The organism is Kocuria himachalensis (genome assembly GCF_054784195.1).
This window is the reverse complement of the sequence record NZ_BAAGPL010000003.1, coordinates 34342-53701: the sequence shown is the minus strand read 5'-3', so window position 1 is coordinate 53701 and position 19360 is coordinate 34342. Positions and strand designations below refer to the sequence as shown.

The 19360-nt window shown below is 74.7% G+C and carries 19 protein-coding genes; 9 read left to right on the top strand and 10 right to left on the bottom strand.

The genetic code is table 11. From position 1 onward, the window contains the following. Positions 1 to 55: 55 nt before the first annotated feature. Positions 56 to 406: a hypothetical protein gene (locus tag ACYVM4_RS02015; RefSeq protein ID WP_460667491.1), complete on the bottom strand. Its 351-nt coding sequence runs from the start codon at positions 404 to 406 to the stop codon at positions 56 to 58. A 200-nt stretch (positions 407 to 606) separates the two neighbouring features. Then, positions 607 to 813 (bottom strand): transcription antiterminator/RNA stability regulator CspE, encoded by a 207-nt coding sequence (cspE, locus tag ACYVM4_RS02010; RefSeq protein WP_035923571.1) that lies wholly within the window; start codon positions 811 to 813, stop codon positions 607 to 609. A 384-nt stretch (positions 814 to 1197) separates the two neighbouring features. Between cspE and ACYVM4_RS02005 the strand changes: the two genes are divergently transcribed. The 5 genes from ACYVM4_RS02005 to ACYVM4_RS01985 are packed head-to-tail and all read left to right on the top strand — an operon-like array spanning position 1198 to position 6484. Beyond that, the gene (locus tag ACYVM4_RS02005; protein ID WP_460667490.1) at positions 1198 to 2310 is read left to right on the top strand and encodes an iron-siderophore ABC transporter substrate-binding protein; all 1113 of its coding nucleotides are present in this window, start codon (positions 1198 to 1200) and stop codon (positions 2308 to 2310) included. A gap of 13 nt (positions 2311 to 2323) precedes the next feature. Beyond that, positions 2324 to 3415, top strand: a complete 1092-nt coding sequence (locus ACYVM4_RS02000) for a FecCD family ABC transporter permease (RefSeq protein WP_460667489.1) — start codon at positions 2324 to 2326, stop codon at positions 3413 to 3415. Then, positions 3412 to 4485: a FecCD family ABC transporter permease gene (locus ACYVM4_RS01995; RefSeq protein ID WP_460667488.1), complete on the top strand. Its 1074-nt coding sequence runs from the start codon at positions 3412 to 3414 to the stop codon at positions 4483 to 4485. Before ACYVM4_RS02000 ends, ACYVM4_RS01995 begins: the two co-directional genes overlap by 4 nt. After that, the gene (locus ACYVM4_RS01990) at positions 4482 to 5435 is read left to right on the top strand and encodes an ABC transporter ATP-binding protein (protein ID WP_460667487.1); all 954 of its coding nucleotides are present in this window, start codon (positions 4482 to 4484) and stop codon (positions 5433 to 5435) included. Before ACYVM4_RS01995 ends, ACYVM4_RS01990 begins: the two co-directional genes overlap by 4 nt. Next, the gene (locus ACYVM4_RS01985) at positions 5432 to 6484 is read left to right on the top strand and encodes a siderophore-interacting protein (RefSeq protein WP_460667486.1); all 1053 of its coding nucleotides are present in this window, start codon (positions 5432 to 5434) and stop codon (positions 6482 to 6484) included. The genes ACYVM4_RS01990 and ACYVM4_RS01985 overlap by 4 nt, the downstream gene beginning before the upstream one ends. Positions 6485 to 6548: 64 nt before the next feature. Here ACYVM4_RS01985 and ACYVM4_RS01980 read toward each other — a convergent pair whose 3' ends face one another. The 3 genes from ACYVM4_RS01980 to ACYVM4_RS01970 all read right to left on the bottom strand — a co-directional run bounded on the left by ACYVM4_RS01980 (position 6549) and on the right by ACYVM4_RS01970 (position 10572). Then, positions 6549 to 7730 (bottom strand): DUF418 domain-containing protein, encoded by a 1182-nt coding sequence (locus tag ACYVM4_RS01980; protein ID WP_460667485.1) that lies wholly within the window; start codon positions 7728 to 7730, stop codon positions 6549 to 6551. Between the two features lie 118 nt (positions 7731 to 7848). Continuing rightward, positions 7849 to 9030: a glycosyl hydrolase family 8 gene (locus tag ACYVM4_RS01975; protein WP_460667484.1), complete on the bottom strand. Its 1182-nt coding sequence runs from the start codon at positions 9028 to 9030 to the stop codon at positions 7849 to 7851. A 366-nt stretch (positions 9031 to 9396) separates the two neighbouring features. After that, the gene (locus ACYVM4_RS01970; RefSeq protein ID WP_460667483.1) at positions 9397 to 10572 is read right to left on the bottom strand and encodes a PQQ-dependent sugar dehydrogenase; all 1176 of its coding nucleotides are present in this window, start codon (positions 10570 to 10572) and stop codon (positions 9397 to 9399) included. A gap of 92 nt (positions 10573 to 10664) precedes the next feature. On the opposite strand from ACYVM4_RS01970, the gene ACYVM4_RS01965 reads away from it, so the two are divergent. Continuing rightward, on the top strand, positions 10665 to 11588 hold the full coding sequence (locus tag ACYVM4_RS01965; RefSeq protein WP_460667482.1) for a DMT family transporter: 924 nt from the start codon (positions 10665 to 10667) through the stop codon (positions 11586 to 11588). Between the two features lie 289 nt (positions 11589 to 11877). On the opposite strand, the gene ACYVM4_RS01960 is transcribed toward ACYVM4_RS01965, so the two are convergent. The 4 genes from ACYVM4_RS01960 to ACYVM4_RS01945 all read right to left on the bottom strand — a co-directional run bounded on the left by ACYVM4_RS01960 (position 11878) and on the right by ACYVM4_RS01945 (position 15511). Beyond that, a complete protein-coding gene (locus ACYVM4_RS01960) occupies positions 11878 to 13197 on the bottom strand; it encodes an alpha/beta hydrolase (protein WP_460667481.1) in 1320 nt (439 codons plus the stop codon). 6 nt (positions 13198 to 13203) lie between these two features. Beyond that, positions 13204 to 13461 carry a hypothetical protein gene (locus ACYVM4_RS01955; protein ID WP_460667480.1) on the bottom strand — a complete coding sequence of 86 codons (258 nt, stop codon included), beginning with the start codon at positions 13459 to 13461 and terminating at the stop codon, positions 13204 to 13206. 195 nt (positions 13462 to 13656) lie between these two features. Continuing rightward, positions 13657 to 15117 (bottom strand): DHA2 family efflux MFS transporter permease subunit, encoded by a 1461-nt coding sequence (locus tag ACYVM4_RS01950; RefSeq protein ID WP_460667479.1) that lies wholly within the window; start codon positions 15115 to 15117, stop codon positions 13657 to 13659. A 22-nt stretch (positions 15118 to 15139) separates the two neighbouring features. Continuing rightward, a complete protein-coding gene (locus tag ACYVM4_RS01945) occupies positions 15140 to 15511 on the bottom strand; it encodes a UBP-type zinc finger domain-containing protein (RefSeq protein WP_368823223.1) in 372 nt (123 codons plus the stop codon). A 129-nt stretch (positions 15512 to 15640) separates the two neighbouring features. On the opposite strand from ACYVM4_RS01945, the gene ACYVM4_RS01940 reads away from it, so the two are divergent. Beyond that, positions 15641 to 16567: a DUF5996 family protein gene (locus ACYVM4_RS01940; RefSeq protein WP_460667478.1), complete on the top strand. Its 927-nt coding sequence runs from the start codon at positions 15641 to 15643 to the stop codon at positions 16565 to 16567. Positions 16568 to 16574: 7 nt separating this feature from the next. On the opposite strand, the gene ACYVM4_RS01935 is transcribed toward ACYVM4_RS01940, so the two are convergent. Further along, complete coding sequence (locus ACYVM4_RS01935; protein ID WP_460667477.1) at positions 16575 to 17012, bottom strand: GNAT family acetyltransferase; 438 nt, start codon at positions 17010 to 17012, stop codon at positions 16575 to 16577. Positions 17013 to 17142: 130 nt separating this feature from the next. On the opposite strand from ACYVM4_RS01935, the gene ACYVM4_RS01930 reads away from it, so the two are divergent. Continuing rightward, positions 17143 to 17757, top strand: coding sequence for a hypothetical protein (locus tag ACYVM4_RS01930; RefSeq protein ID WP_368823226.1), 615 nt, complete (start codon positions 17143 to 17145; stop codon positions 17755 to 17757). Beyond that, positions 17754 to 19352, top strand: coding sequence for a GMC family oxidoreductase (locus ACYVM4_RS01925; RefSeq protein WP_460667476.1), 1599 nt, complete (start codon positions 17754 to 17756; stop codon positions 19350 to 19352). Before ACYVM4_RS01930 ends, ACYVM4_RS01925 begins: the two co-directional genes overlap by 4 nt. Positions 19353 to 19360 lie beyond the last annotated feature (8 nt).

Sequence of the window (19360 nt, the reverse complement as noted above, 5' to 3'; positions counted from 1 at the left end):
TCAATCCTGGGGCAGGACCCGGGGAAACGCCACTCGGCGACCGCTCGGGCGGGGCTCAGGCGGCCAGGGCGGGGAGGGGCGCGGCGTCCCGGAGCGGTCGGACCGGCAGCTCCCGCACCGTGTGGGCGCGGGGGCCGGTGGGCACCGCGATGCTCACGGGCCCGGCCCCGGGGGTGGCTGCTCCGTGGTCGGCGGCCGCGCGCAGCAGTGCCACCGCCGCGGGTTCCAGGTGCTGGACGGAGTCCAGGTCGACCTGCACGTGCACGGCGGCAGTGAGCGTACGGGCCCGGCGGATCAGGGGATGGAGCACGTGCTGGTTGGCCTGCGTGACGCATCCGGTGACGGATATTCGGACGTGGGTGCCGTCGAGGTCCACCTGGACCAGGACGGACATGGTGTGTTTCATGGTGGAGCTTTCGAAGGATCGGGGAGCGGCGCGCGCAGGGGCGACCGCGGGAGAGGGCGCAGGCGAGTCCTGGCGGGCTGCCGACCGCGGTGGGGCCGACACACGGAAATCGCCACCCGGCGCACCGGGTGGCGATTCCTGGGGTGGCGTCAGGCCGTAGGGCCCGGCGCCGGTGATCTCACGAGGAGATCAGAGTGCTCTCACGCAAGCACGGTGATGTTCGCGGCCTGGGGGCCCTTGGGGCCGTCCTGGGTCTCGAACTCGACGCGCTGGTTCTCCTCGAGGGAGCGGAAGCCGCCGGAGTTGATCGCGGAGAAGTGCGCGAACACGTCCTTGGAGCCGTCCTCGGGGGTGATGAAGCCGAAGCCCTTGTCGGCGTTGAACCACTTCACGGTGCCAGTAGTCATGGGGAACCTGTCTTTCTGAGGAAACGGAGCGTCCCCGACGATCGGGGTGCTCGGGCGTTGCGATGCCTGCCAGAACGTCTTCTCAGAAAAACTGCTGCGCCCGGAATCGGGCGAACTGCTTGAACTGCAAGAACGAAACTTCAACAACTGGTCATGACTCTACAGGTGTTCGCCGGAAAGCACAGTGACGGACCCCACGGACCCGCCCGGACGCTCCTGCTCCACAGGACGCCACGCACCCGACCACGTCGCCGGATCCATTAGGTCATACCCATGTTGCGTATTCGCCGGATCACGCCCTAGGGTGATCCCTGTCTTGATGGTTAGGCAACCCTTGCCTAACTCCGATCCGCACCGACGGCCCCTCCGTCGACGTCCGAAAGGGTGGCCGTGGCCTCTCTGCTCGCCCGCGCTCCGCGCCCGTTGTTCCCCGCCCCGTCCGCCGCGCGCCGCCGTGTCCTCGCCTCGGCCGCCCTGCTGGCCGCCGGGGCCCTGGTCCTCACCGGGTGCTCGACCGGTCCGGCGGGCGGGGAGTCGGGGGGCGGGGCCGCGTCCGCCGAGGGCGCCACCGGCGAGTTCCCGCGCACCGTGGAGCACGCCTTCGGCGAGACCACCATCGAGGAGGCCCCCGAGCGCGTAGCCACGGTGTCCTGGGTCAACCACGACGTCGCGACCGCCCTCGGCGTGGTCCCGGTCGGGGTGCCCGCCCTGGACTTCGGCGCCAACGAGAACGGGTCCACCGACTGGTTCGACGCCGCGCTCGAGGAGTCCGGCGCCGAGGCCCCGGAGACCTACGCCGAGACGGACGGCATCAACTTCGCGGCGATCGCCGCGCTCCAGCCCGATGTCATCCTGGGCGCCTACTCCGGGCTGACCCAGGAGGACTACGACAAGCTCTCCGAGATCGCCCCCGTCGTCGGCTACCCCGAGGACGCCGTGGCCTACGGGACGTCCTGGCAGGACTCCACGGAGCTCATCGGCCAGGCCCTGGGACGCGAGGAGCGGGCCGCGGAGGTCGTGGCGGACGTGGAGCAGCAGATCACCGAGGCCGCCGCCGAGCACCCGGAGCTGGAGGGCACCTCGTTCGTGTACGGCACGCTCGACCCCTCCGCGGCCGACCAGATCTTCGCCTACACCGCGGTGGACAACCGCCCCAAGTTCCTCGAGTCCCTCGGCATGGTCCAGTCCGAGGCGGTCGAGCAGGCCGCCGAGGGGAAGAAGGACCAGTTCTTCATCACCTGGTCCCCGGAGCGCGCCGACGAGCTCACCTCCGACGTCTTCGTCAGCTGGGCCGAGGACGAGGGCGTGCGCGAGGCCATCGAGAACGACCCCCTGCTCAGCCGCGTCCCCGCGGTCGCCGACGACGCCCTGGTGCTCCAGAGCGACCAGCAGGAGGTGCTCTCGGTCTCGGCGGCCTCCCCGCTGAGCATCCCGTGGGCCCTCGAGAACGTGCTGCCGGACATCGCCGAGGCCGCGGCCTCCACCGGCGGCCGGTGAGATCGCGGTCCCGGTGAGCAGCACGAGCACGCTCTCCCCCGCCCGGCCCACCCGGCGGGTCCCCGGCACCGCACTGCGGCGCCGGGGCCTCGCCCTGTCCGCGGCCGTGCTGCTGCTGGCCGCCGCCGCCGCGGCCTCCCTGTTCTGGGGGGCCCGCTCGGTGGACCCGGCCACCGTGGTCGCCGTGCTCACCGGCCTGCCGGGCGCCCTGCTCGAAGGGGGCTGGGCGCAGGTCTCCGCCGGGCTGGGCATCGACGCCGCCGTGGTGCAGAGCCGGGTCCCCCGGACCCTGACCGGGGTGCTCGTGGGGGCGGCCCTGGCCGTGGCCGGCGCCGGCATGCAGGGGGTCAGCCGCAATCCGCTGGGCGACCCGGGCCTGCTCGGGCTGACCGCCGGCGCGGCGTGCGCGGTGGTCCTCGGGATCGGCTGGCTCGGCCTCGTGGCCACGTGGCAGCTCACCGCACTGGCCCTCGCCGGCTCGGCGGTGGCCGCCGCGCTCGTCTTCGGCTCGTCCCGGCTCGGCGGCGGCGCCCCGACCCCGACGGGCCTGGTCCTGTCCGGCGCGGCCGTGAACGCCGGCTTCACCGCCCTGACCACCTCCGTGGTCCTCGTCCTGCCCGCGGTGCTGGACCGCTTCCGGTTCTGGAGCATCGGCTCGCTCGCCCGCGCCGAGACCACCGACCTCGCCGCCGTGGCGCCCCTCGTCCTGCTCGGCGTGCTCCTGGTGCTCGGCGGCTCCTCGGGACTCAACGCCATGGCCCTGGGCGACGAGCTCGCGCACGGGCTGGGCGTGGACCTGGGCGTGCAGCGCTTCCTGGTGTTCGTGGGCGTGGTCCTGCTCTCCGGCTCGGCCACGGCGCTCGCGGGTCCCATCGCCTTCGTGGGGCTGCTCGTGCCCCACGCCGTGCGGCGCTTCCTCGGCGGCGACTACCGCTGGATCGTCCTGTTCAGCGCGGTCCTGGGCCCCGTGCTGCTCCTGCTGGCCGACGTCCTCGGCCGGGTGCTGGCCCCGCCCCAGGAGATCCACGTGGGCGTCACCACCGTGGTGCTGGGCGTGCCCGTGCTGCTGGCGCTGCTGCGCCGGGGACGGAGCGTGACCCTGTGACCAGCACCGTGCTCGCCCCCGCCGTCCCCGAGGAGCCCGGCGCCGCCGGGATCGTGCGCGGCGTCCGGCGCGACCGGACCCGGCGCACCCGCCGGGCGATCGCCCTGCTGGCCCTGGCGCTGCTCGCGGCCCTGGCGGTGCGCGTGCTGCTCGGGCGCTACACCGTGACGGTCCCCGACTTCGTCGCGATCCTCACCGGGGAGCAGATCCCCGGGGCGAGCTTCATCGTGCTGCAGGAGAAGCTGCCGCGCGCCGTGCTGGGCGCGCTCGCCGGGACCGCCCTCGGCTGCGCCGGCGCCCTGTTCCGCCGGGTGCTCCGCAATCCCCTGGCCAGCCCCGACATCCTGGGCATCACCTACGGCGCCGCGGCGGGGGCCGTCGCCGGCACCGCGCTGTGGGGCCTGCGGGGCGCGGCGGTGTCCTGGACCGCCCTGGCCGGGGCGCTGCTCGCCGCGGCCCTCATCGCCGGCGCCTCGGTGCGGCTGCGCACCGGCGGGATCGTGGGCGAGCGCTTCCTGCTCGCCGGCATCGGCGTGGCCGCGCTCGCCCAGGCCCTCACCGCGGCCCTGCTGGCGCGGCTGTCCCTGAACTCCGCCCAGGACGCCGCCCTCTGGACCGCGGGCTCGCTCAACGCCGCCACGTGGGACCGGATCACCGTCCTCGCGGCGTGCCTGGTGCTGGCGGTGCCCGCGGCCGTGGCGGTGCACCGCGCGCTCGAGCCCGCCGAGCTCGGCCCGGAGCTGGCGGCCGGCCTCGGCGCGCGGCCGGCAGGCAGCCGGGCGCTCGCACTGGGCCTGGGCGTGCTGCTGGCCGCCGTGGCCACGGCGGCGACGGGCCCGCTCGCCTTCGTGGCCCTGATGTCCACCCCCGTGGCCACCGCCCTGACCCGCGGACGGACCTCGATCGTGGCGTGCGCCCTCGTGGGCGCCGTGGTCGTGGTGGTCGCCGACTCCATCGGCGCGGGCCTGTCGGCGCAGGTGCAGCTGCCGGCCGGTGTGGTCACCGGCGCCGTGGGCGCCCCCGTGATGCTGTGGCTGCTCGTGCGGCAGCGGAGAGGAGCCCTGGCATGAGCCCCGAGCTGCGCGACGACGTGCGCCCCGGCCTGCGCCCCGTGGAGGACCCCGGGGCCGCCGTCCCCGCGTTCCGGATGCGCGGCCTGTCCCTGGGCTACGGCGACCGCACCGTGGTGCGGGAGGTGGACCTCGACATCCCGCACGGGGCCACCACCGTGCTCATCGGCGCCAACGGCTGCGGCAAGACCACGCTGCTCAAGGGCCTGTCCCGGCAGCTGCGCCCGCTCGCCGGCACCCTCGAGGCGGACGGCCGCGGCGTGCGCGAGTGGCACGCCCGCCCGTACGCCCGCTCGGTCAGCCTCCTGCCGCAGTCGCCCGTGGTCCCGGAGGGCCTGACCGTCGCCGAGCTCGTGGAGCGCGGCCGGCACCCGCACCGCCGGTGGTGGGGCGCCCCCTCCCCCGACGACGACGCGGCCGTGGCCCGGGCCATGGAGCTCACCGAGCTCACGGCCCTGGCCGCGCGGCCCGTGGAGGAGCTCTCCGGCGGGCAGCGCCAGCGGGTCTGGATCGCCCTGACCCTGGCCCAGCAGGCCCGGACGATGCTGCTCGACGAGCCCACCTCCTTCCTCGACCTGGCGCACCAGGTGGACCTGCTGGACATGCTCCGGGGGCTGGAGCACCCGGACGGGCCGGGGGCCGGGCGGGCCACCGTCGTCGCCGTCCTGCACGAGCTGAACCTGGCCGCGCGCGTGGCCGACCGGCTCGTGGCGATGGCCGCGGGACGGATCGTGGCCGTGGGCACGCCCGCCGAGGTGCTCACCCCCGAGCTGCTGGCCGAGGTCTTCGGGCTCCGCGCGGACGTGGCCCGGGACCCCGTGGGCGGTCGGCCCGTCGTCCTGCCCCGCGGGCGGGCCCGCGAGGGCTCTCCCGCAGTCCCACCCGCCGCACCCGTGGCCCTGGAGCCCGCGCCCCGGGCCGCCGCCGAGATCGGAAGGACCCTGCCGTGACCGCCGCCCCCACCCCCGAGGCCACCGCGGCCCGCGCGGACCCCGTGCTGTGCGTCGAGGCCGCCGTGACGTCCGTGACCCCGCTGTGCCCGTCCTTCCGACGGATCACCCTGGCGGGCCCGGAGCTCGCCGACCTGTCCCCCGCGCTCATCGGGGACGGGGACCGGACCCGGTGCCGGGACGCCTACATCAAGCTGCTGGTCCCGCCCCCGGGCCGCGAACCCGAGCGTGCGGACCTGTCCCTGGGGCTGCGGGAGGGCTGGTTCGCCCGGCCCGCCGAGGAGCGCGGCTGGATGCGCACCTACACCGTGCGCGGTGTCCGGCGCACCACGTTCTGCGGGATGGTGGTCCCGGAGCTCGTGATCGACGTCGTGGTGCACGGCGGGCACGCCCAGGACGGCCCCGGCAGCCGGTGGGCGGCCGCGGTGTCCCCCGGCGAGCGCGTGTACCTGCTCGGCCCCGGCCCGCAGGAGCGGCCGTGGGCGGCGTGGGACCACGGTGGTGCCCGGCGCGTCCTCGCGGTCGGGGACGAGACCGCCGCCCCGGCCCTGATGTCCGTCGCGGAGGAGTTCACGGACGCCCGCTCCGGGCTGCCCGCCGGCGGGATCCGGCCCCGCCTCGACGTGGTGCTCGAGGTCCCGCACCCCGAGGACGTGGCCGCCCACCGCCTGCCCTCCGACCTGCCGGACGTGCGGCTGCACGTCCTGCCCCGCGCCGGGGGCGCCGAGCCGGCCGGCCACGGGCACCGGGCCGCGGTGCGCCTCGCGCGCCTGCTCGAGCTGCCCGGCGGAGCCGTGGACGACGTCCTGGCGGGCCGCCGCCCGCGGCGCGACCACGGGACGCCCGTCCTGTCGGTCGTGGAGGACGCCGCCGAGCCCCGTGCGTGGTCGGTGGCCACCCCCGGACGCGCCGACGTGCCGTACGTGTTCCTCGCTGGCGAGTCCGGCACCGTCAAGGCGCTGCGCCGGCTGTGCGTCGACGCCGCGGGCATCCCCAAGGACCACGTCTCCTTCATGGGCTACTGGCGGCAGGGCCAGGCGGAGTCCTGAACGGCCGCGCACCGGGTCGCTGCACGGCCGCCGGGGACCGGCGCCCAGGCCGGGGTCTGAGGTCTCAGCCCTCGCGGGCCACGGCTGCAGGGGACCGGCGCGCGCCGGCGGCGCGCGCCGCGAGTTCCTCCAGCGGGCCGCGCGGGAAGTGCCGCAGCCACAGGTGCGCGAAGACCAGCACGGCGGCGCACACCAGCAGCCAGCCGAGCACCGTGGCGGGCAGCCGGTGCTGGGCCGCGGCCACGGCCAGGCCCGCGCCCCATCCGTAGAACAGTGCCGAGGCCAGGAGGTTCTGCAGCAGGTAGCAGCTCAGGGCAGTCCGGCCGACCTCCGCGAGCCGCCGTGCGGTCCAGGACCGCGGGTGTCCGGGACGACGCACACCGAGGTGGGCCACGAGGGCCAGCAGACCCAGCGCCACGACCGGGGCGGTCGTGTAGCGGGCGAAGAAGGCACCGGCCTGCCCGCCCAGGACGTTCAGGCCGAGGTCCACGGGCAAAACGACCCCTAGGCCCAGGACCATGAGTCGCCGCCGCCACCGGTCCCCGTCCGGGACGAGGAGACCGGCCCGCCACAGGAACCGCCCGGCCAGGAACATGACCACCCCCAGCCCGAGGATCAGGACGGGTTCGGCGCGGAACAGGACGACGGCGTCCACCCGCAGCAGCACGAGCTCCCACCACGTGCCGTCGGCGTAGGGGTTCGGCCGGGCCAGGGCCTCGGCCTGGCCCCCGGCGGCGACGACGACCAGGACGGCCGTCAGCGCGCCGATCACCGCGACGTGCGCGGCGGCGCACACCAGGACGACGCCGCGCTGCACCCGCTCCGAGGTGGTCACCAGCCACGCCGCGACCATCCCCGTGAGCGCGTAGCCCATCAGGACGTCGAACTCGATGATCAGCAGGTAGTTGAGCAGCCCGTCCAGGAACAGGATCCCCGCCCGCACCCGGTAGGACCGGGGCCACGCGAGTCCGCGCCGCCGGGCGGAGGCGTGCTGGACGGCGAGCCCGATCCCGAAGAGGAGCATCAGCAGGCCCAGGAACTTGCCGTTGGCCGCGGCCATCAGCAGCGCCTGGACAGCACGCGCCGCTCCGCCGACGGTGCCGGCCAGCGGATCGGTCAGGTAGCCGAGGAAGCCGCCCTGGTGGCTGAAGATCCAGACGTTGGTGGCGAGCGTGCCGAGGATCGCGAGACCGCGGGCCACGTCGAGGGCTGCGATGCGGGAGGGGCCGGGGGCAGGAGCGGGCATGGGTCCACTCTGCCCGGCTCCGGCGCCCGGCGGATCCGCCCGGGGACGGACCCGCCGGGGCACCGATCAGCCGTCGACCGGCCGGGAGGCGACGCGCAGCACGGCAGGCTGCGCCGGCTCAGGGGTGGAGGGCGTAGGTGCGGGAGACGCTCACCATGGACAGCAGCTGGATCGAGCTGGAGTAGTAGGACGTGAACTCGGTCCGGGCCGCCAGACAGCGGCCCAGGGCGTCGAGCCAGGCCTGGTCGCCGCCCCAGCGGGCACCTACGAGCAGGGGCGCGATGAAGGCGAGGTCCTGGTAGGCCCCGCCCGGCAGGGTCGCTCCGTCCAGGGTGAAGCCGGAGGGCAGCCGGGCAGGATCACCGCCGCACTTCGTCCGCGCCCACCCGGAGATGCGGGCCGCGGCGGCCCGGGCCTCCGGGTGCCGGGACGCCCCCAGTCGCAGCGGGACGCGGCACGAGTTGTAGTAGTAGTGCCGGTCGTGGCCGGATTCCAGGGTGTGGGCCGGGGCGGGGGTGATGGTCGAGGCGGCGCCCACGGTGAAGTCCGGGAGCAGGCCGGTGCGCGGCGCGTGGACCGACTGCAGGCGCCGGACCGCGGCCAGGTGCCGCCCCCAGACGGCTGCCCAGCTCGCGTCCCCCGTGGCGCGGTGGAACGCCCCGAAGTGCCCGATCATCCAGTCGCTCGGGCGCGAGACGTTCTGCCAGGCCCCGTTCGACCAGTCTCCGAGTTCGAGGAGCCCGGTGGTGGGGGAGATCAGGGAGCGCTTGATCGCGGCGATACGGGCGAGGGCCAGCCGCCGGTAGTCGTACGTTCCGGCGGAGCCCCACCGCCGGTGGGCCATCAACCAGCCCATGGCGATGTCCAGGTCACCGTCGGTCGCGCTGTCCTGGCCGTGGTGGGACACCATGCGGCTGTTCTGCTCGGCGGCGTGCAGCCCCGGGTCGATCCGGGACGGGTGGTCCAGGACGTAGCGGGTGATCCCGTCGACGTAGGTGCGGGCCCGGGGGTCGAGGGGTGCCAGCTGGGCACAGAGCATCAGCCCGTACCCCTGTCCCTCGGCGACGTAGGGGTTGGCCCCGTTCTGGGCGTCGGCGCGGACGGCCCACCAGCCGCGGGCCGCGTCGTGCCGCAGCAGGGTCTTCCAGCCGGCCCACAGCGCACGGATCGCGGCGTCCATCTGTCGCTGTGTCGTGGTGGCCGGGCTGAGCATGGTGGCTCCCGATGCGGGGGTCGTCGGGGCGGTGACCGGAACGGTCGCGAGGGCGGCGCCCAGCACGAGAAGGGTGCGGCGGTGCATGGGGAACTCCCTGGGCCCATCATGGGGGGTGGGGGGCCGTGACCAGGACGTGGGGAGTCCGTCACCGTGACGACCGTTCCGCGTGGGCCGTTGGGGGACGGTGTCAGGCGCCAGTCAACAGGAGTTGTCCAGGAGGGATCGGCAACGGTGCGATCCGGCGTGTCGACCGCGTCGTGCGGCGGACCAACACCGTCGCGCAGGCGAACTGTGGCACCGTGCCCCGGATACTCCATGTCCAGGCGGCGCTCGACCCTCCCGGCGCGAGGGAGCCGCGCCTCGCCAGGATGCACCGGCGCCCGGTGCGAGCACCGACCGGGTACTGTCGGCGCCGTGATCCGCCCGAGGGGCCGATCCCCGGGGCACCGGTCAGTCCTCGTCCGGACGCGGAGTGACGCGCAGGACGGCGTCGTCGGTGCCGTTGGAGGTGGTGACCCACAGGGCGCCCTCGTCGTCGAGGGTCAGCGAGCGCAGCCGGCCGTACTCGTCCTCCAGCTCCGCCATGCGCGTCCGCCCGGTGACCTCGGTGTCCTCGACCCGGTAGACCCCCACGCCGGTGTTCTTCAGCTCCGCGACCGCCAGCGCGCCCTCCCACGCGCCCCACTGCTGCCCCTCGAGGAAGACGGCGCCGCTGAGCGCGACGGTCGGGCGCCCCGAGGACCATGCCGCCGGGACCGCGTCCGGGTACTTCTCGAGATCGGTCATGGGCACGGACTCGTCGTAGCCGGGCACCGGGTCCCACCCGTAGTTGCCGCCGGGCTTGAGGACGTTGATCTCGTCGTCCGTGCCGGGGCCGTGCTCCGCCGACCACACCGTGTCCGTCCCGGGCTGCACCGCGAGGCCCTGGACGTTGCGGTGGCCCAGGGTGTGGACGGCGGCCGCGGGCCCGTCCCGGTCGGCGAACGGGTTGTCCTCCGGGATCGTGCCGTCGGGGCGGAGCCGCAGCGTCTTGCCCCCCAGCGAGTCCGGGTCCTGCGGGTTCTCGCCCTGCGCGGCGTCCCCGGTGCCGACGAGGAGCGTGCCGTCCGGGACGAAGCGCAGCCGGCAGCCGCTGTGCCGGCCCGAGCTGATGGGCAGGCCGTCGACGACCGTCCCGGTGCGTTCCGCCGCCGCGGCGCCCTCGTCGAGCCGCCAGCGGGTGACCCGCACGTCGCGCGGCTGACCGTCGCCGGCCCGGGTCGCGTGGCACAGGAAGATCTCCCGGCTGCGTGCGAAGTCCGGGGAGACCTCCAGGCCCATCAGCCCGGCCTCGCTGCCCACGAACAGGTCGTCGAGGTCGGCCGCGATTTCCCGGGTGCCCTGCTCGTCGTGGGCCAGCAGCCGGCCGGCCCGCTCGGTGACCAGCACGGTGCCCTCCGGGGTGAGGGCCACGTCCCACGCGAGCTCGAGGTCGTCCACGACGACCTCGACGTCCAGCGCGGGGGCGACCGCCGGTGCCCCCAGGCGGTCGCCGGTCGCCATGGTCCCGCCGCTGTCCGGGGCGCAGGCGCTCAGCAGCAGAACGAGCACGGACAGCGTGCTCACGATCCCCCCGCGGATGTCCATGGTGGCAATCTACTCCCGTCACCGCCGGACCGGCCCCGTAGGATCGGGGCATCCCGCCCGGACGGGGCGCGGAGCGGATCGGAGGTGCGCCGGTGGACCACGCCCCGGCCGGCCATGGTCGGCTGATCCTCCTGGGCGCCGTGGCGCCGGTCGTGTGGGGGACGACCTACGTGGTCACCACCGAGCTGCTGCCGCCGGACCGGCCCATGACCGCGTCCCTGCTGCGGGCCCTCCCGGCCGGGCTGCTGCTGCTCGCCCTGACCCGGCGACTGCCGCCGCGGGACTGGTGGGGACGGTTCTCGGTGCTCGCGCTGCTCAACTTCGGGGCGTTCTTCCCCCTCCTGTTCCTCGGCGCCTACCGCCTCCCGGGCGGTCTCGCCGCGGTCGTCGGCTCCGCCCAGCCCCTGGTCGCGGCGCTCCTGCTGCTCCTGGCCTTCCGGCAGCGCACGCCCCTCCCCCGGATACTCTGGGCCCTCGCCGCGGTGGCGGGCGTGTCCGTGGCCGTGCTCGCCGGCACCGTCACCCTGGACGCCCTGGGGCTCGCGGCGGCCTTCGCCGGGACCGCGGTCATGGCCGCCGGGGTGGTCCTGACCCGCCGGTGGGGACTGCCCGAGGGCATGAACGGGCTCGCGGCGACCGGCTGGCAGCTGACCCTCGGCGGGCTGATGATCGCTCCGCTCGTGCCCCTGCTGGACACCGGCGCCTTCGTCCTGGACCTGCCGGCCGTGCTCGGCTACGCCTGGCTGGCGCTGCCCGGGGGCGCCATCGCCTACGCCGCGTGGTTCCACGCCGGCCGGCGCGTGCCGTCCACGAGCCTGACCCTGCTGGTCCCGCTGACCCCGGTGACGGCCGCGGTCCTGGGCCTCCTGCTGCTGGACGAGACGCTCACGGGCCTCCAGGCCGCGGGGTTCGGGCTGGCCCTGGTCGCCTCCCTGGCCGGACAGCTGCCGGGCCTGCCGCGCCCCGGGCTCCACCGGGGCGCCGGCCGAGGACGGCCGTTCCGCGGTCCTCCGTGACGCCGCGGGGGATCCCCGGCCACGGCGGCCACGAGCCCCCACCGGCGGAGCCCGTCACGGTTCTTCATGTCCTCCTCGCCCACCGTCCGGACCCCTGCCGTTCGTGCGGCGGCCGCGCCCTGCGAGGTTCCGGACGCGGTCCGGGAAATCAAGTGGTGATCCGTGACCCGCGCCTCAGTAGGATGGGCCGAAGCTGCCGGATCTTCCTGATTTCCCTGGCGGCTGGGCCGGTGCGGGGGCGATCTCGTACCGGCCGCTTACTGCCCTCTCCGCGGCGGGCCCCTCCGGTTCAGCAGGTCGTCTCCTCCGCGGGCAGCACGCCCTCCAGGAGGTAGGCGGTGACCGCCTCGTCGACGCACCGGTTGCCCCTCAGATAGGACCCGTGTCCCTCGCCCACCCGGGTCAGCAGGTGCCCGCTCTCGAGCTGCGCGGCCAGCGCCTGCGCCCAGGCGTAGGGCGTGGCGGTGTCACCGGTGCCCCCGACCACCAGGATGGGCCCGGCGCCGGCGGCGTCGACGGGCGCGGGCTCACGGACCGGCTCGTGCGGCCACGCCCCGCAGGTGACCTCGTCGTGGCTGAACCAGTCGCCGAGGGTCGGCGCCACCTCCTGCAGCCGCGCGTCCAGGGCCGCCATCTCGGCGGGATCGTCGTTCTCGGGACGGTCGAGGCAGTTGATCGCGATGTTCGCCTCGTACCCGTTGTCCCGGTAGGTGCCGTCCGGCTGGCGGCCGTGGTAGACGTCGGCCAGCGCCAGCAGAGCGGTTCCGTCGCCGTGGTCGAGCGCGAGAGCGAGCGCCGGGGTGAGGACCCACCAGTTCTGCTCGTTGTACAGGGGGAGGATCACCGCGGTCAGCGCCTCGTCCACGGTGAGCGGCCGCCCGCCGGCCGTGGGCAGCGGCTGCGCCTCGGCCTGCCGGAGCAGGGCCTCGATCTCGGCCAGGCCCTCGTCGGCGGTCCCCTCGAACGGGCACCCGTCCAGCGGCAGGCACGTCTCGACGTACAGCCGGAGCGCACGCTCGAAGCCGGCGGCCTGGTCGAGGATCAGCCCGGAGCCGTCCCGGGAGGGGTCCATGGCCGCGTCGAGGACGAACCTCCCGGTCCGCTCGGGGAACAGCTCGGCGTACGTGGCGCCGAGCAGGGTGCCGTAGGAGTAGCCGAGGTAGTCGAGCTGGTCGTCGCCCAGCACCGCCCGCAGGATGTCCAGGTCGCGGGCCGCGCTGACCGTGTCGACCTCGCCGAGCAGCGGCCCGGTGCTCGCCGCGCACGCCGCGGCGAACCGCTCGGCCGCCGCGACGGCCCGGGCCAGCCCCTCGGGGGTGTCGGGGTCCCCGGTGCCGGCACGCATCGCGTCCAGCGTGGCGTCGTCGACGCACTCCACCGCGGTGGAGCTGCCCACACCCCGCGGGTCGAAGCCCACGATGTCGTACGCGGCCCGGACGCGCGGGTCCAGACCGGCCGCCCACGCCTCGATCGAGGCCGTGCCGGATCCGCCCGGGCCGCCGAAGTTCACGAGGAGGGAGCCCTGCCTGGCGGCGGGGTCGGTGCTCACCACCCGGGTGACCGCCAGCTGGATCTGCCCGGCGGCCGGGTTCTCGTGGTCGAGCGGCACCTGCACCTAGGCGCACTCGGCCGCCACGCCGCACGGGCTCCACACGAGCTGCTGGGCGTAGAGGTCCTCGAGCCCGGGCGGCACCTGCGCGGTGACGACGACGCCGGGCGGCGGCGCGGCGACCGTGACCGCCCCGGCCACCGGACCGGTCGTCAGGAGCACGGCCAGGGCCAGCGCGGAGCCCGCCCGGCGCGTGCGCCAGCGCCTCCTTCCGCGAGCACCGGGGATGTCGTCGGGGCCGCGGCCGTTCTCGGGAGGACGCATGGCTCACCACTGCTTTCGGTCGGACCGGCCGGACGCCGGTGCGCGAGCACGAGCGCGGACGCGCACGTCATGACCCCTGCCACCGGCCTCGCGGCCGCCGGGCCCCCGGGCGCCCCGCGCCCCGCAGCCCCCGGCCTCCGCGCCCCACCGCCGTGCCACCAGGGGCTTCAGGCTAGGAGCGCGCCGATCGGGTGGTCAAGGATGTGTCGCGGCGCGAAGGTCGCGCGGGCCGCCCCGGGCCGTGGGACGGCCGAGGACCACCGCGGACAGCAGCCCGCCCGTCGCGAGCAGGCCCGCGCTCAGCCCCATGACCACGGGGAAGCCCTCGCGGAGCCGGACCGGATCGGTGAGGCCGGTCTCCCCGAGCCCGCCCACCAGCGGGACCGCCGCGACCGCGAGCAGGCCCGCCGTGCGCGCCACGGCGTTGTTGACCCCGCTGGCCAGCCCGGCCTGCTCCGTGGGCAGCGCGCCGAGGACCGTGGCGGTCAGCGGCGCGACCAGGAGGGTCAGCCCGGCGCCGAACACCGCGGCAGGGACCAGCACCTCCAGGAGGTAGTGCGCCCCGGGCCCGGCCCGGCCCAGCAGGAGCACCCCGAGCGCGGCGATCAGCGGACCGGCCGTCATGGGCAGCCGCGGACCCACCCGGTGCACCAGGGCGCCGGCGGACGGTGAGAGCACCAGCATCAGGACGGTGACGGGCAGCAGGGACAACCCGGCGGCCACGGGCGAGAACCCGGCCCCCACCTGGAGGGCGACGACGAGGACGAAGAAGACCGCGCCCAGGCCCGCGTAGAGCACGAAGGTGATGACGTTCGCCGCGACGAACAGCCGCTGCCCGAGCAGGGCGGGAGGCAGCAGCGGGGACACCGCACGCCGCTCCCGGAGCAGGAACGCCGCGAGCAGCCCCGACCCGGCCGCGAGCGCCCCGCCCGTGACCGGCGCCGACGGGTCGTCGCCGGCCGCGGCCGTCAGCCCGAGCGTCAGCACCCCGAGACCGGCCACCAGCAGCGCGGCGCCGGGCACGTCGAGCCGCGGGCAGGCCGCCGGGTTCCTGGACTCGGGCACGTGCCGGCGGGCGATCAGCACCACGGCGAGCGCCACCGGCAGGTTGACCAGGAACACCCACCGCCACGAGGCGGTCTGGACCAGCCAGCCGCCCGCGAACGGCCCCACGGCCGCGGCCACCCCCGTGAGCCCCGACCAGGCGCCGATGGCACGGGCCCGGTGTCCCGGGGCGAAGGAGGACTGCAGGATCGCGAGCGCGGTCGGCACGAGGAGGGCGCCGCCGACCCCCTGGACGGCCCGTGCGGCGACGAGGACGGTGACGTCCGGGGCCAGGCCGCACAGCGCGGAGGCCCCCGCGAAGCAGCCGACGCCGAGCAGGAAGATCCTGCGCCGGCCGTACCGGTCCCCCAGCGAGCCGCCCAGCAGGACGAGGGCGGCCAGGGTCAGCGTGTAGCCGTTGACCACCCAGGTCAGGCCGGTGCTCCCCGCACCCAGGTCGGCGCCGACGGACGGCAGGGCGATGCTCACCACGGTCGTGTCGATGAACGTCAGGGCCGAGCCGAGCACGGTGGCGGCCAGCACCCACCGGGCCCGCCGCTCCCCCCAGGACAGCAGCTCGGGCGCGGCGCCGAGGCCGGGCGGTGCGGTCATGACGCTGCGCTCGGCGGACGGGTCACCGGTGGACGTACCGGCGCCAGTCGGCGGGCACGGCACCCTCGGGGCCGGGGACCGGCTGGTCCTCGGGCCGGTGCTGGGGCGGGGCCAGGCTCGGACCCCGCGTGAACGACTCGCTGGCGTAGTCCCAGTACCAGGACTCGCCCGGTTCGAAGCTGCGTACGTACCGGTGGCCGGTCTGTCTGTAGTGGACGGTGGCGTGCTGGGCCGGCGAGGTGTTGCAGCAGCCGATGTGGCCGCACCGGGCGCACCGGCGCAGGTGCACCCACCACCCTCCGGCTTCCAGGCACTCGGCGCATCCCGTGCCGCTCGGCGGGGCACCCTCGTCGATGTCGTCGTTCACGTCGTCGTTCGTGTCGTCGTCACTCATGCCGACCACCTCCACAGCGCAGGACGCCGCCCACCGCGGCCTCCCGCACCACTGTGGCACTTCCGCCGGACCGCGGACACCCCTGGACGCCGAGACGTGACGCCCGCACACTGGAGCGCAGGAGGAGTCATGACCCACGTCGCCTTTCCCGAGATGCCCTACGAGTCCTGGCGGGACACCCTGGACACCGTCCACCGGTTCGCGCAGGTGGTCGGCAAGGTGCGGCTGGCGGCCGCGCCGCGCCGCAACCACTGGTGGAACGTCCCGTTCCACGTCACCGGCCGCGGCATCACCACCCGCCCGATGGGACGGGACCCGGTCTTCGCGATCGACTTCGACTTCCTCGGCCACAGCCTCGACGTCAGTACCGCCGACGGAGCCCGGCACTCCTTCGCCCTTCCGGGGCTGTCCGTCGCCGAGTTCCACGCCCGGGTGCTGCACGCCCTGGAAGCGGTGGGGGTGGAGGTGACCATCGCCCGTCCGCACCCGTTCGACCTGCCCGACTCCGGGCGTCCGTTCAGCGCCGACACCGAGCACGCCACCTATGACCCCGCCGCCGTCACCCGCTACTGGCAGGTCCTCGGCCAGGTGAACCTGCTGCTGGAGGAGTTCGCCGCCGGCTGGTCCGGGAAGACGAGCCCCGTGCACCACTTCTGGCACACGTTCGACATCACCGTGACCCGCTTCGCCGACCGCTTCGTGGATCCCCCGCCCGGCACGGACCCGGTCACCCGGGAGGCCTACTCCCGGGAGGTCATCAGCTCGGGGTTCTGGTTCGGGGACCCCGCCTTCCCGGAACCGGCGTTCTACTCCTACACCGCCCCGGAGCCCGACGGGCTGGCCGGTGAGCCCCTGCGGCCGGAGGCCGCGTTCTGGAGCGAGCGCGGCAGCGGCCACCTCGCCGTCCTGCGCTACGACGACGTGCGGGCGCTGCCCGATCCGCACGGCGCCGTCCTGGAGTTCTGGGACAGTGCCTACCGCGCCGGGGCGCGCCGCAGCTCCTGGGACTTCGCGCGCTACGACTGCCCGGAGGGCGTCACCGACCCCCTCGGCTGAGCCGGGGTCAGCCGCTCTGCTGGGCCTGCCGCACGGGGTCGAAGAACTTCCCGAGCACCACGGTGTCCTGGACGGCGTAGCCCATCCGCTCGTAGAACTCCCGGGTGCCCGTGTTCGTGCTGCGGACCATGAGCTGCATCTTCGGGATGCCGCGCCCGGCCACCCACCGCTCGGCCGCGGCCATCAGCTCGCGGCCCAGTCCCTGTCCGCGGCGGGACGGGTGCACGGCCACGTAGTACACCCACCCCCGGTGGCCGTCGTGGCCGACCATGGCGGTGCCGGCGAGACGTCCTTCCTCGACGGCGGCCAGGACCGTGGAGGACGGGCTCCCGAGCGCCCGGTCCAGGTCCGCGCGCGGGTCGTTCCAGGGGCGGGTCAGCCCCGCCTCCTCCCACAGGGACACGGCGTCCCCGTGCAGGTGCTCCGGCAGTCGTTCGACGATCACACGGCCTCCTTCGGTCGGCCCATGCTCTCACGGGCGCCGATTCTCGTCCTGCGATAACGGATCTGGCCCGCGGACGTGCGCTGGCTCACACTTCGAGACACACCCGTCACCGCCGACGAGGAGGAGACCCATGGTCTACCCCGCGAAGTACTCCGCCCTGAACGCGCTCGCCCTGACCGACGAGGCGAAGCGCACCCTCACCCGCGTCATCCGGGTCGCGTTCCCCCACCCCCGGATCCCCGACGGCCCGTACGAACGGATGGCGGAGAAGATCGCCGCCGAGGCCGAGAACTCCACGTGGTTCCGGATGGCCCTGACCCAGGGACTGCTGACCCTGAACTCGCTCAGCGACGCCCCCTTCACGGAGCTGCCGGACGACGCCGCGCTCAAGGTGCTCAAGCGGATCGCCGACCTCGAGTTCTTCGGCTTCATCCGCCGCACCACCGTGCTGCACCTCTACGACGACCACGAGGTGTGGGAGGCCCTGGGCTACGAGGGCGAGTCCTTCTCCCGGGGCGGGTACCTGCACCGCGGTTTCGACGACCTCGACTGGCTGCCGGACCCGCGCGTCGAGGAGTCCGAGGAGGACCTGACCGAGTGCGGGCCCCTCGACTACCCGGTGGCGACCGCCGCCCCGAAGGAGGGGTGGAACCTGGACCAGCAGGGCGCCTCCGAGACCACCGAGCAGCCCTTCAGCGACCTCTTCAAGGGGTCGGACGTCATCGACCACGGAGAGACCGCATGACCACCACGCCCCAGGACCAGCAGCGCGCCGCACGGATCGACCTCGACGACGACTCCGCCGTCGTCGTCATCGGCTCCGGAGCCGGCGGAGGCACCCTCGCCCACGAGCTGACGGAGAAGGGCATCAAGGTGGTGCTCCTCGAGGCCGGGCCGCACCTCACCAGCGAGGACTGGGTCAACGACGAGTGGGAGGCCTTCCACCAGATGGCCTGGCTGGACCCCAGGACCACCACGGGGTCGTGGCGGATCGCCCGGGACTTCCCCAACCTCCCGGCGTGGATCGTCAAGGCCGTCGGCGGGACCACCACCCACTGGTCCGGGGCCACCCCCCGGTTCAAGGCCCACGAGTTCCGCACGCGCAGCGTCTACGGGCGCGTCGACGGCGCCAACCTCCTGGACTGGCCGATCGGCCTGGACGACCTCGCCCCGTACTACGACCGGGCCGAGCAGAAGATCGGCAGCACCCACCGCCACGGCCGGCCGCCGCTGCCCGCCAACAACAACTACAAGGTGCTCGCCGCGGGCGCGGAGAAGCTCGGCTACCGGCACTACGCGACCGGCCCCTACGGGACCAACGCGGAGCCGTACGACGGGCGCCCGGCGTCCGTCCAGGACGGGTTCAACTTCCAGGGCGACAAGAACCGCTCGAAGTGGTCCACGCTCGTCTCGGAGATCCCCAAGGCCCTGCGCACCGGCAACCTCGACCTGCGCCCGGACTGCCACGCCGTGCAGATCACCCACACGGAGAAGGGCCTGGTCGACAGCGTCCTCTACGTCGACGCGCAGGGCCAGGTCCAGCGGCAGCGCGCACGGCTCGTGGCGGTGGCGTGCAACGCGATCGAGACGCCCCGGCTGCTCATGCTCTCGGGCTCCCCGCTGTTCCCGGACGGGCTCGCGAACTCCTCCGGGCAGCTGGGCCGCAACTACATGCGGCACACCACGGGCTCCGTCTACGCGCAGTTCGACCGGCCGGTGCACATGTACCGGGGCGAGACGATGGCCGGGCTCGTCGCGGACGAGTCCCGGCACGACGACGACCGCGGCTTCGCCGGCGGCTACTACATGGAGACGATCTCCCTGGGCCCCGCCTTCCTGGCGAGCTTCGTGGACCCCGGCTCCTGGGGACCGGACTTCACGGCCCTGCTGGACGGCTACGAGAACACCGCCGGGATGTGGGTGGTGGGCGAGGACATGCCGCAGGAGAGCAACCGGGTGACCCTCAACTCCTCCGTGACGGACCACCTGGGACTGCCCGTGCCCAACGTGCACTTCGACGACCACCCGAACGACGTCGCGATGCGCAACCACGGCTACCAGCAGGCGTCCCTGCTCTACGAGGCCGTGGGCGCGACCTCCGTGCACCACACCCCGCCCTACCCCTCAACCCACAACATGGGCACGGCCCGGATGAGCGAGCGGCCCGAGGACGGGGTGACCAACGCGTTCGGCCAGACCCACGACGTGCCGAACCTGTTCGTCGCGGACGGATCGCTGTTCACGACCGGCGCGGCGGCGAACCCGACGCTGACCATCGTGGCCCTGGCCGTCCGGCAGGCGGACTACATCGCCCAGCAGCTGGCGGGACGGCACCTGTAGGCACCGGT

Coding starts and splice junctions, on each gene's coding strand:
- ACYVM4_RS02015 (WP_460667491.1), bottom strand. CDS start 406: ATGAAACACACCATGTCCGTCCTGGTCCAGGTGGACCTCGACGGCACC.
- cspE (WP_035923571.1), bottom strand. CDS start 813: ATGACTACTGGCACCGTGAAGTGGTTCAACGCCGACAAGGGCTTCGGC.
- ACYVM4_RS01990 (WP_460667487.1), top strand. CDS start 4,482: ATGAGCCCCGAGCTGCGCGACGACGTGCGCCCCGGCCTGCGCCCCGTG.
- ACYVM4_RS01980 (WP_460667485.1), bottom strand. CDS start 7,730: ATGCCCGCTCCTGCCCCCGGCCCCTCCCGCATCGCAGCCCTCGACGTG.
- ACYVM4_RS01975 (WP_460667484.1), bottom strand. CDS start 9,030: ATGCACCGCCGCACCCTTCTCGTGCTGGGCGCCGCCCTCGCGACCGTT.
- ACYVM4_RS01970 (WP_460667483.1), bottom strand. CDS start 10,572: ATGGACATCCGCGGGGGGATCGTGAGCACGCTGTCCGTGCTCGTTCTG.
- ACYVM4_RS01955 (WP_460667480.1), bottom strand. CDS start 13,461: ATGCGTCCTCCCGAGAACGGCCGCGGCCCCGACGACATCCCCGGTGCT.
- ACYVM4_RS01950 (WP_460667479.1), bottom strand. CDS start 15,117: ATGACCGCACCGCCCGGCCTCGGCGCCGCGCCCGAGCTGCTGTCCTGG.
- ACYVM4_RS01945 (WP_368823223.1), bottom strand. CDS start 15,511: ATGAGTGACGACGACACGAACGACGACGTGAACGACGACATCGACGAG.
- ACYVM4_RS01940 (WP_460667478.1), top strand. CDS start 15,641: ATGACCCACGTCGCCTTTCCCGAGATGCCCTACGAGTCCTGGCGGGAC.
- ACYVM4_RS01930 (WP_368823226.1), top strand. CDS start 17,143: ATGGTCTACCCCGCGAAGTACTCCGCCCTGAACGCGCTCGCCCTGACC.
- ACYVM4_RS01925 (WP_460667476.1), top strand. CDS start 17,754: ATGACCACCACGCCCCAGGACCAGCAGCGCGCCGCACGGATCGACCTC.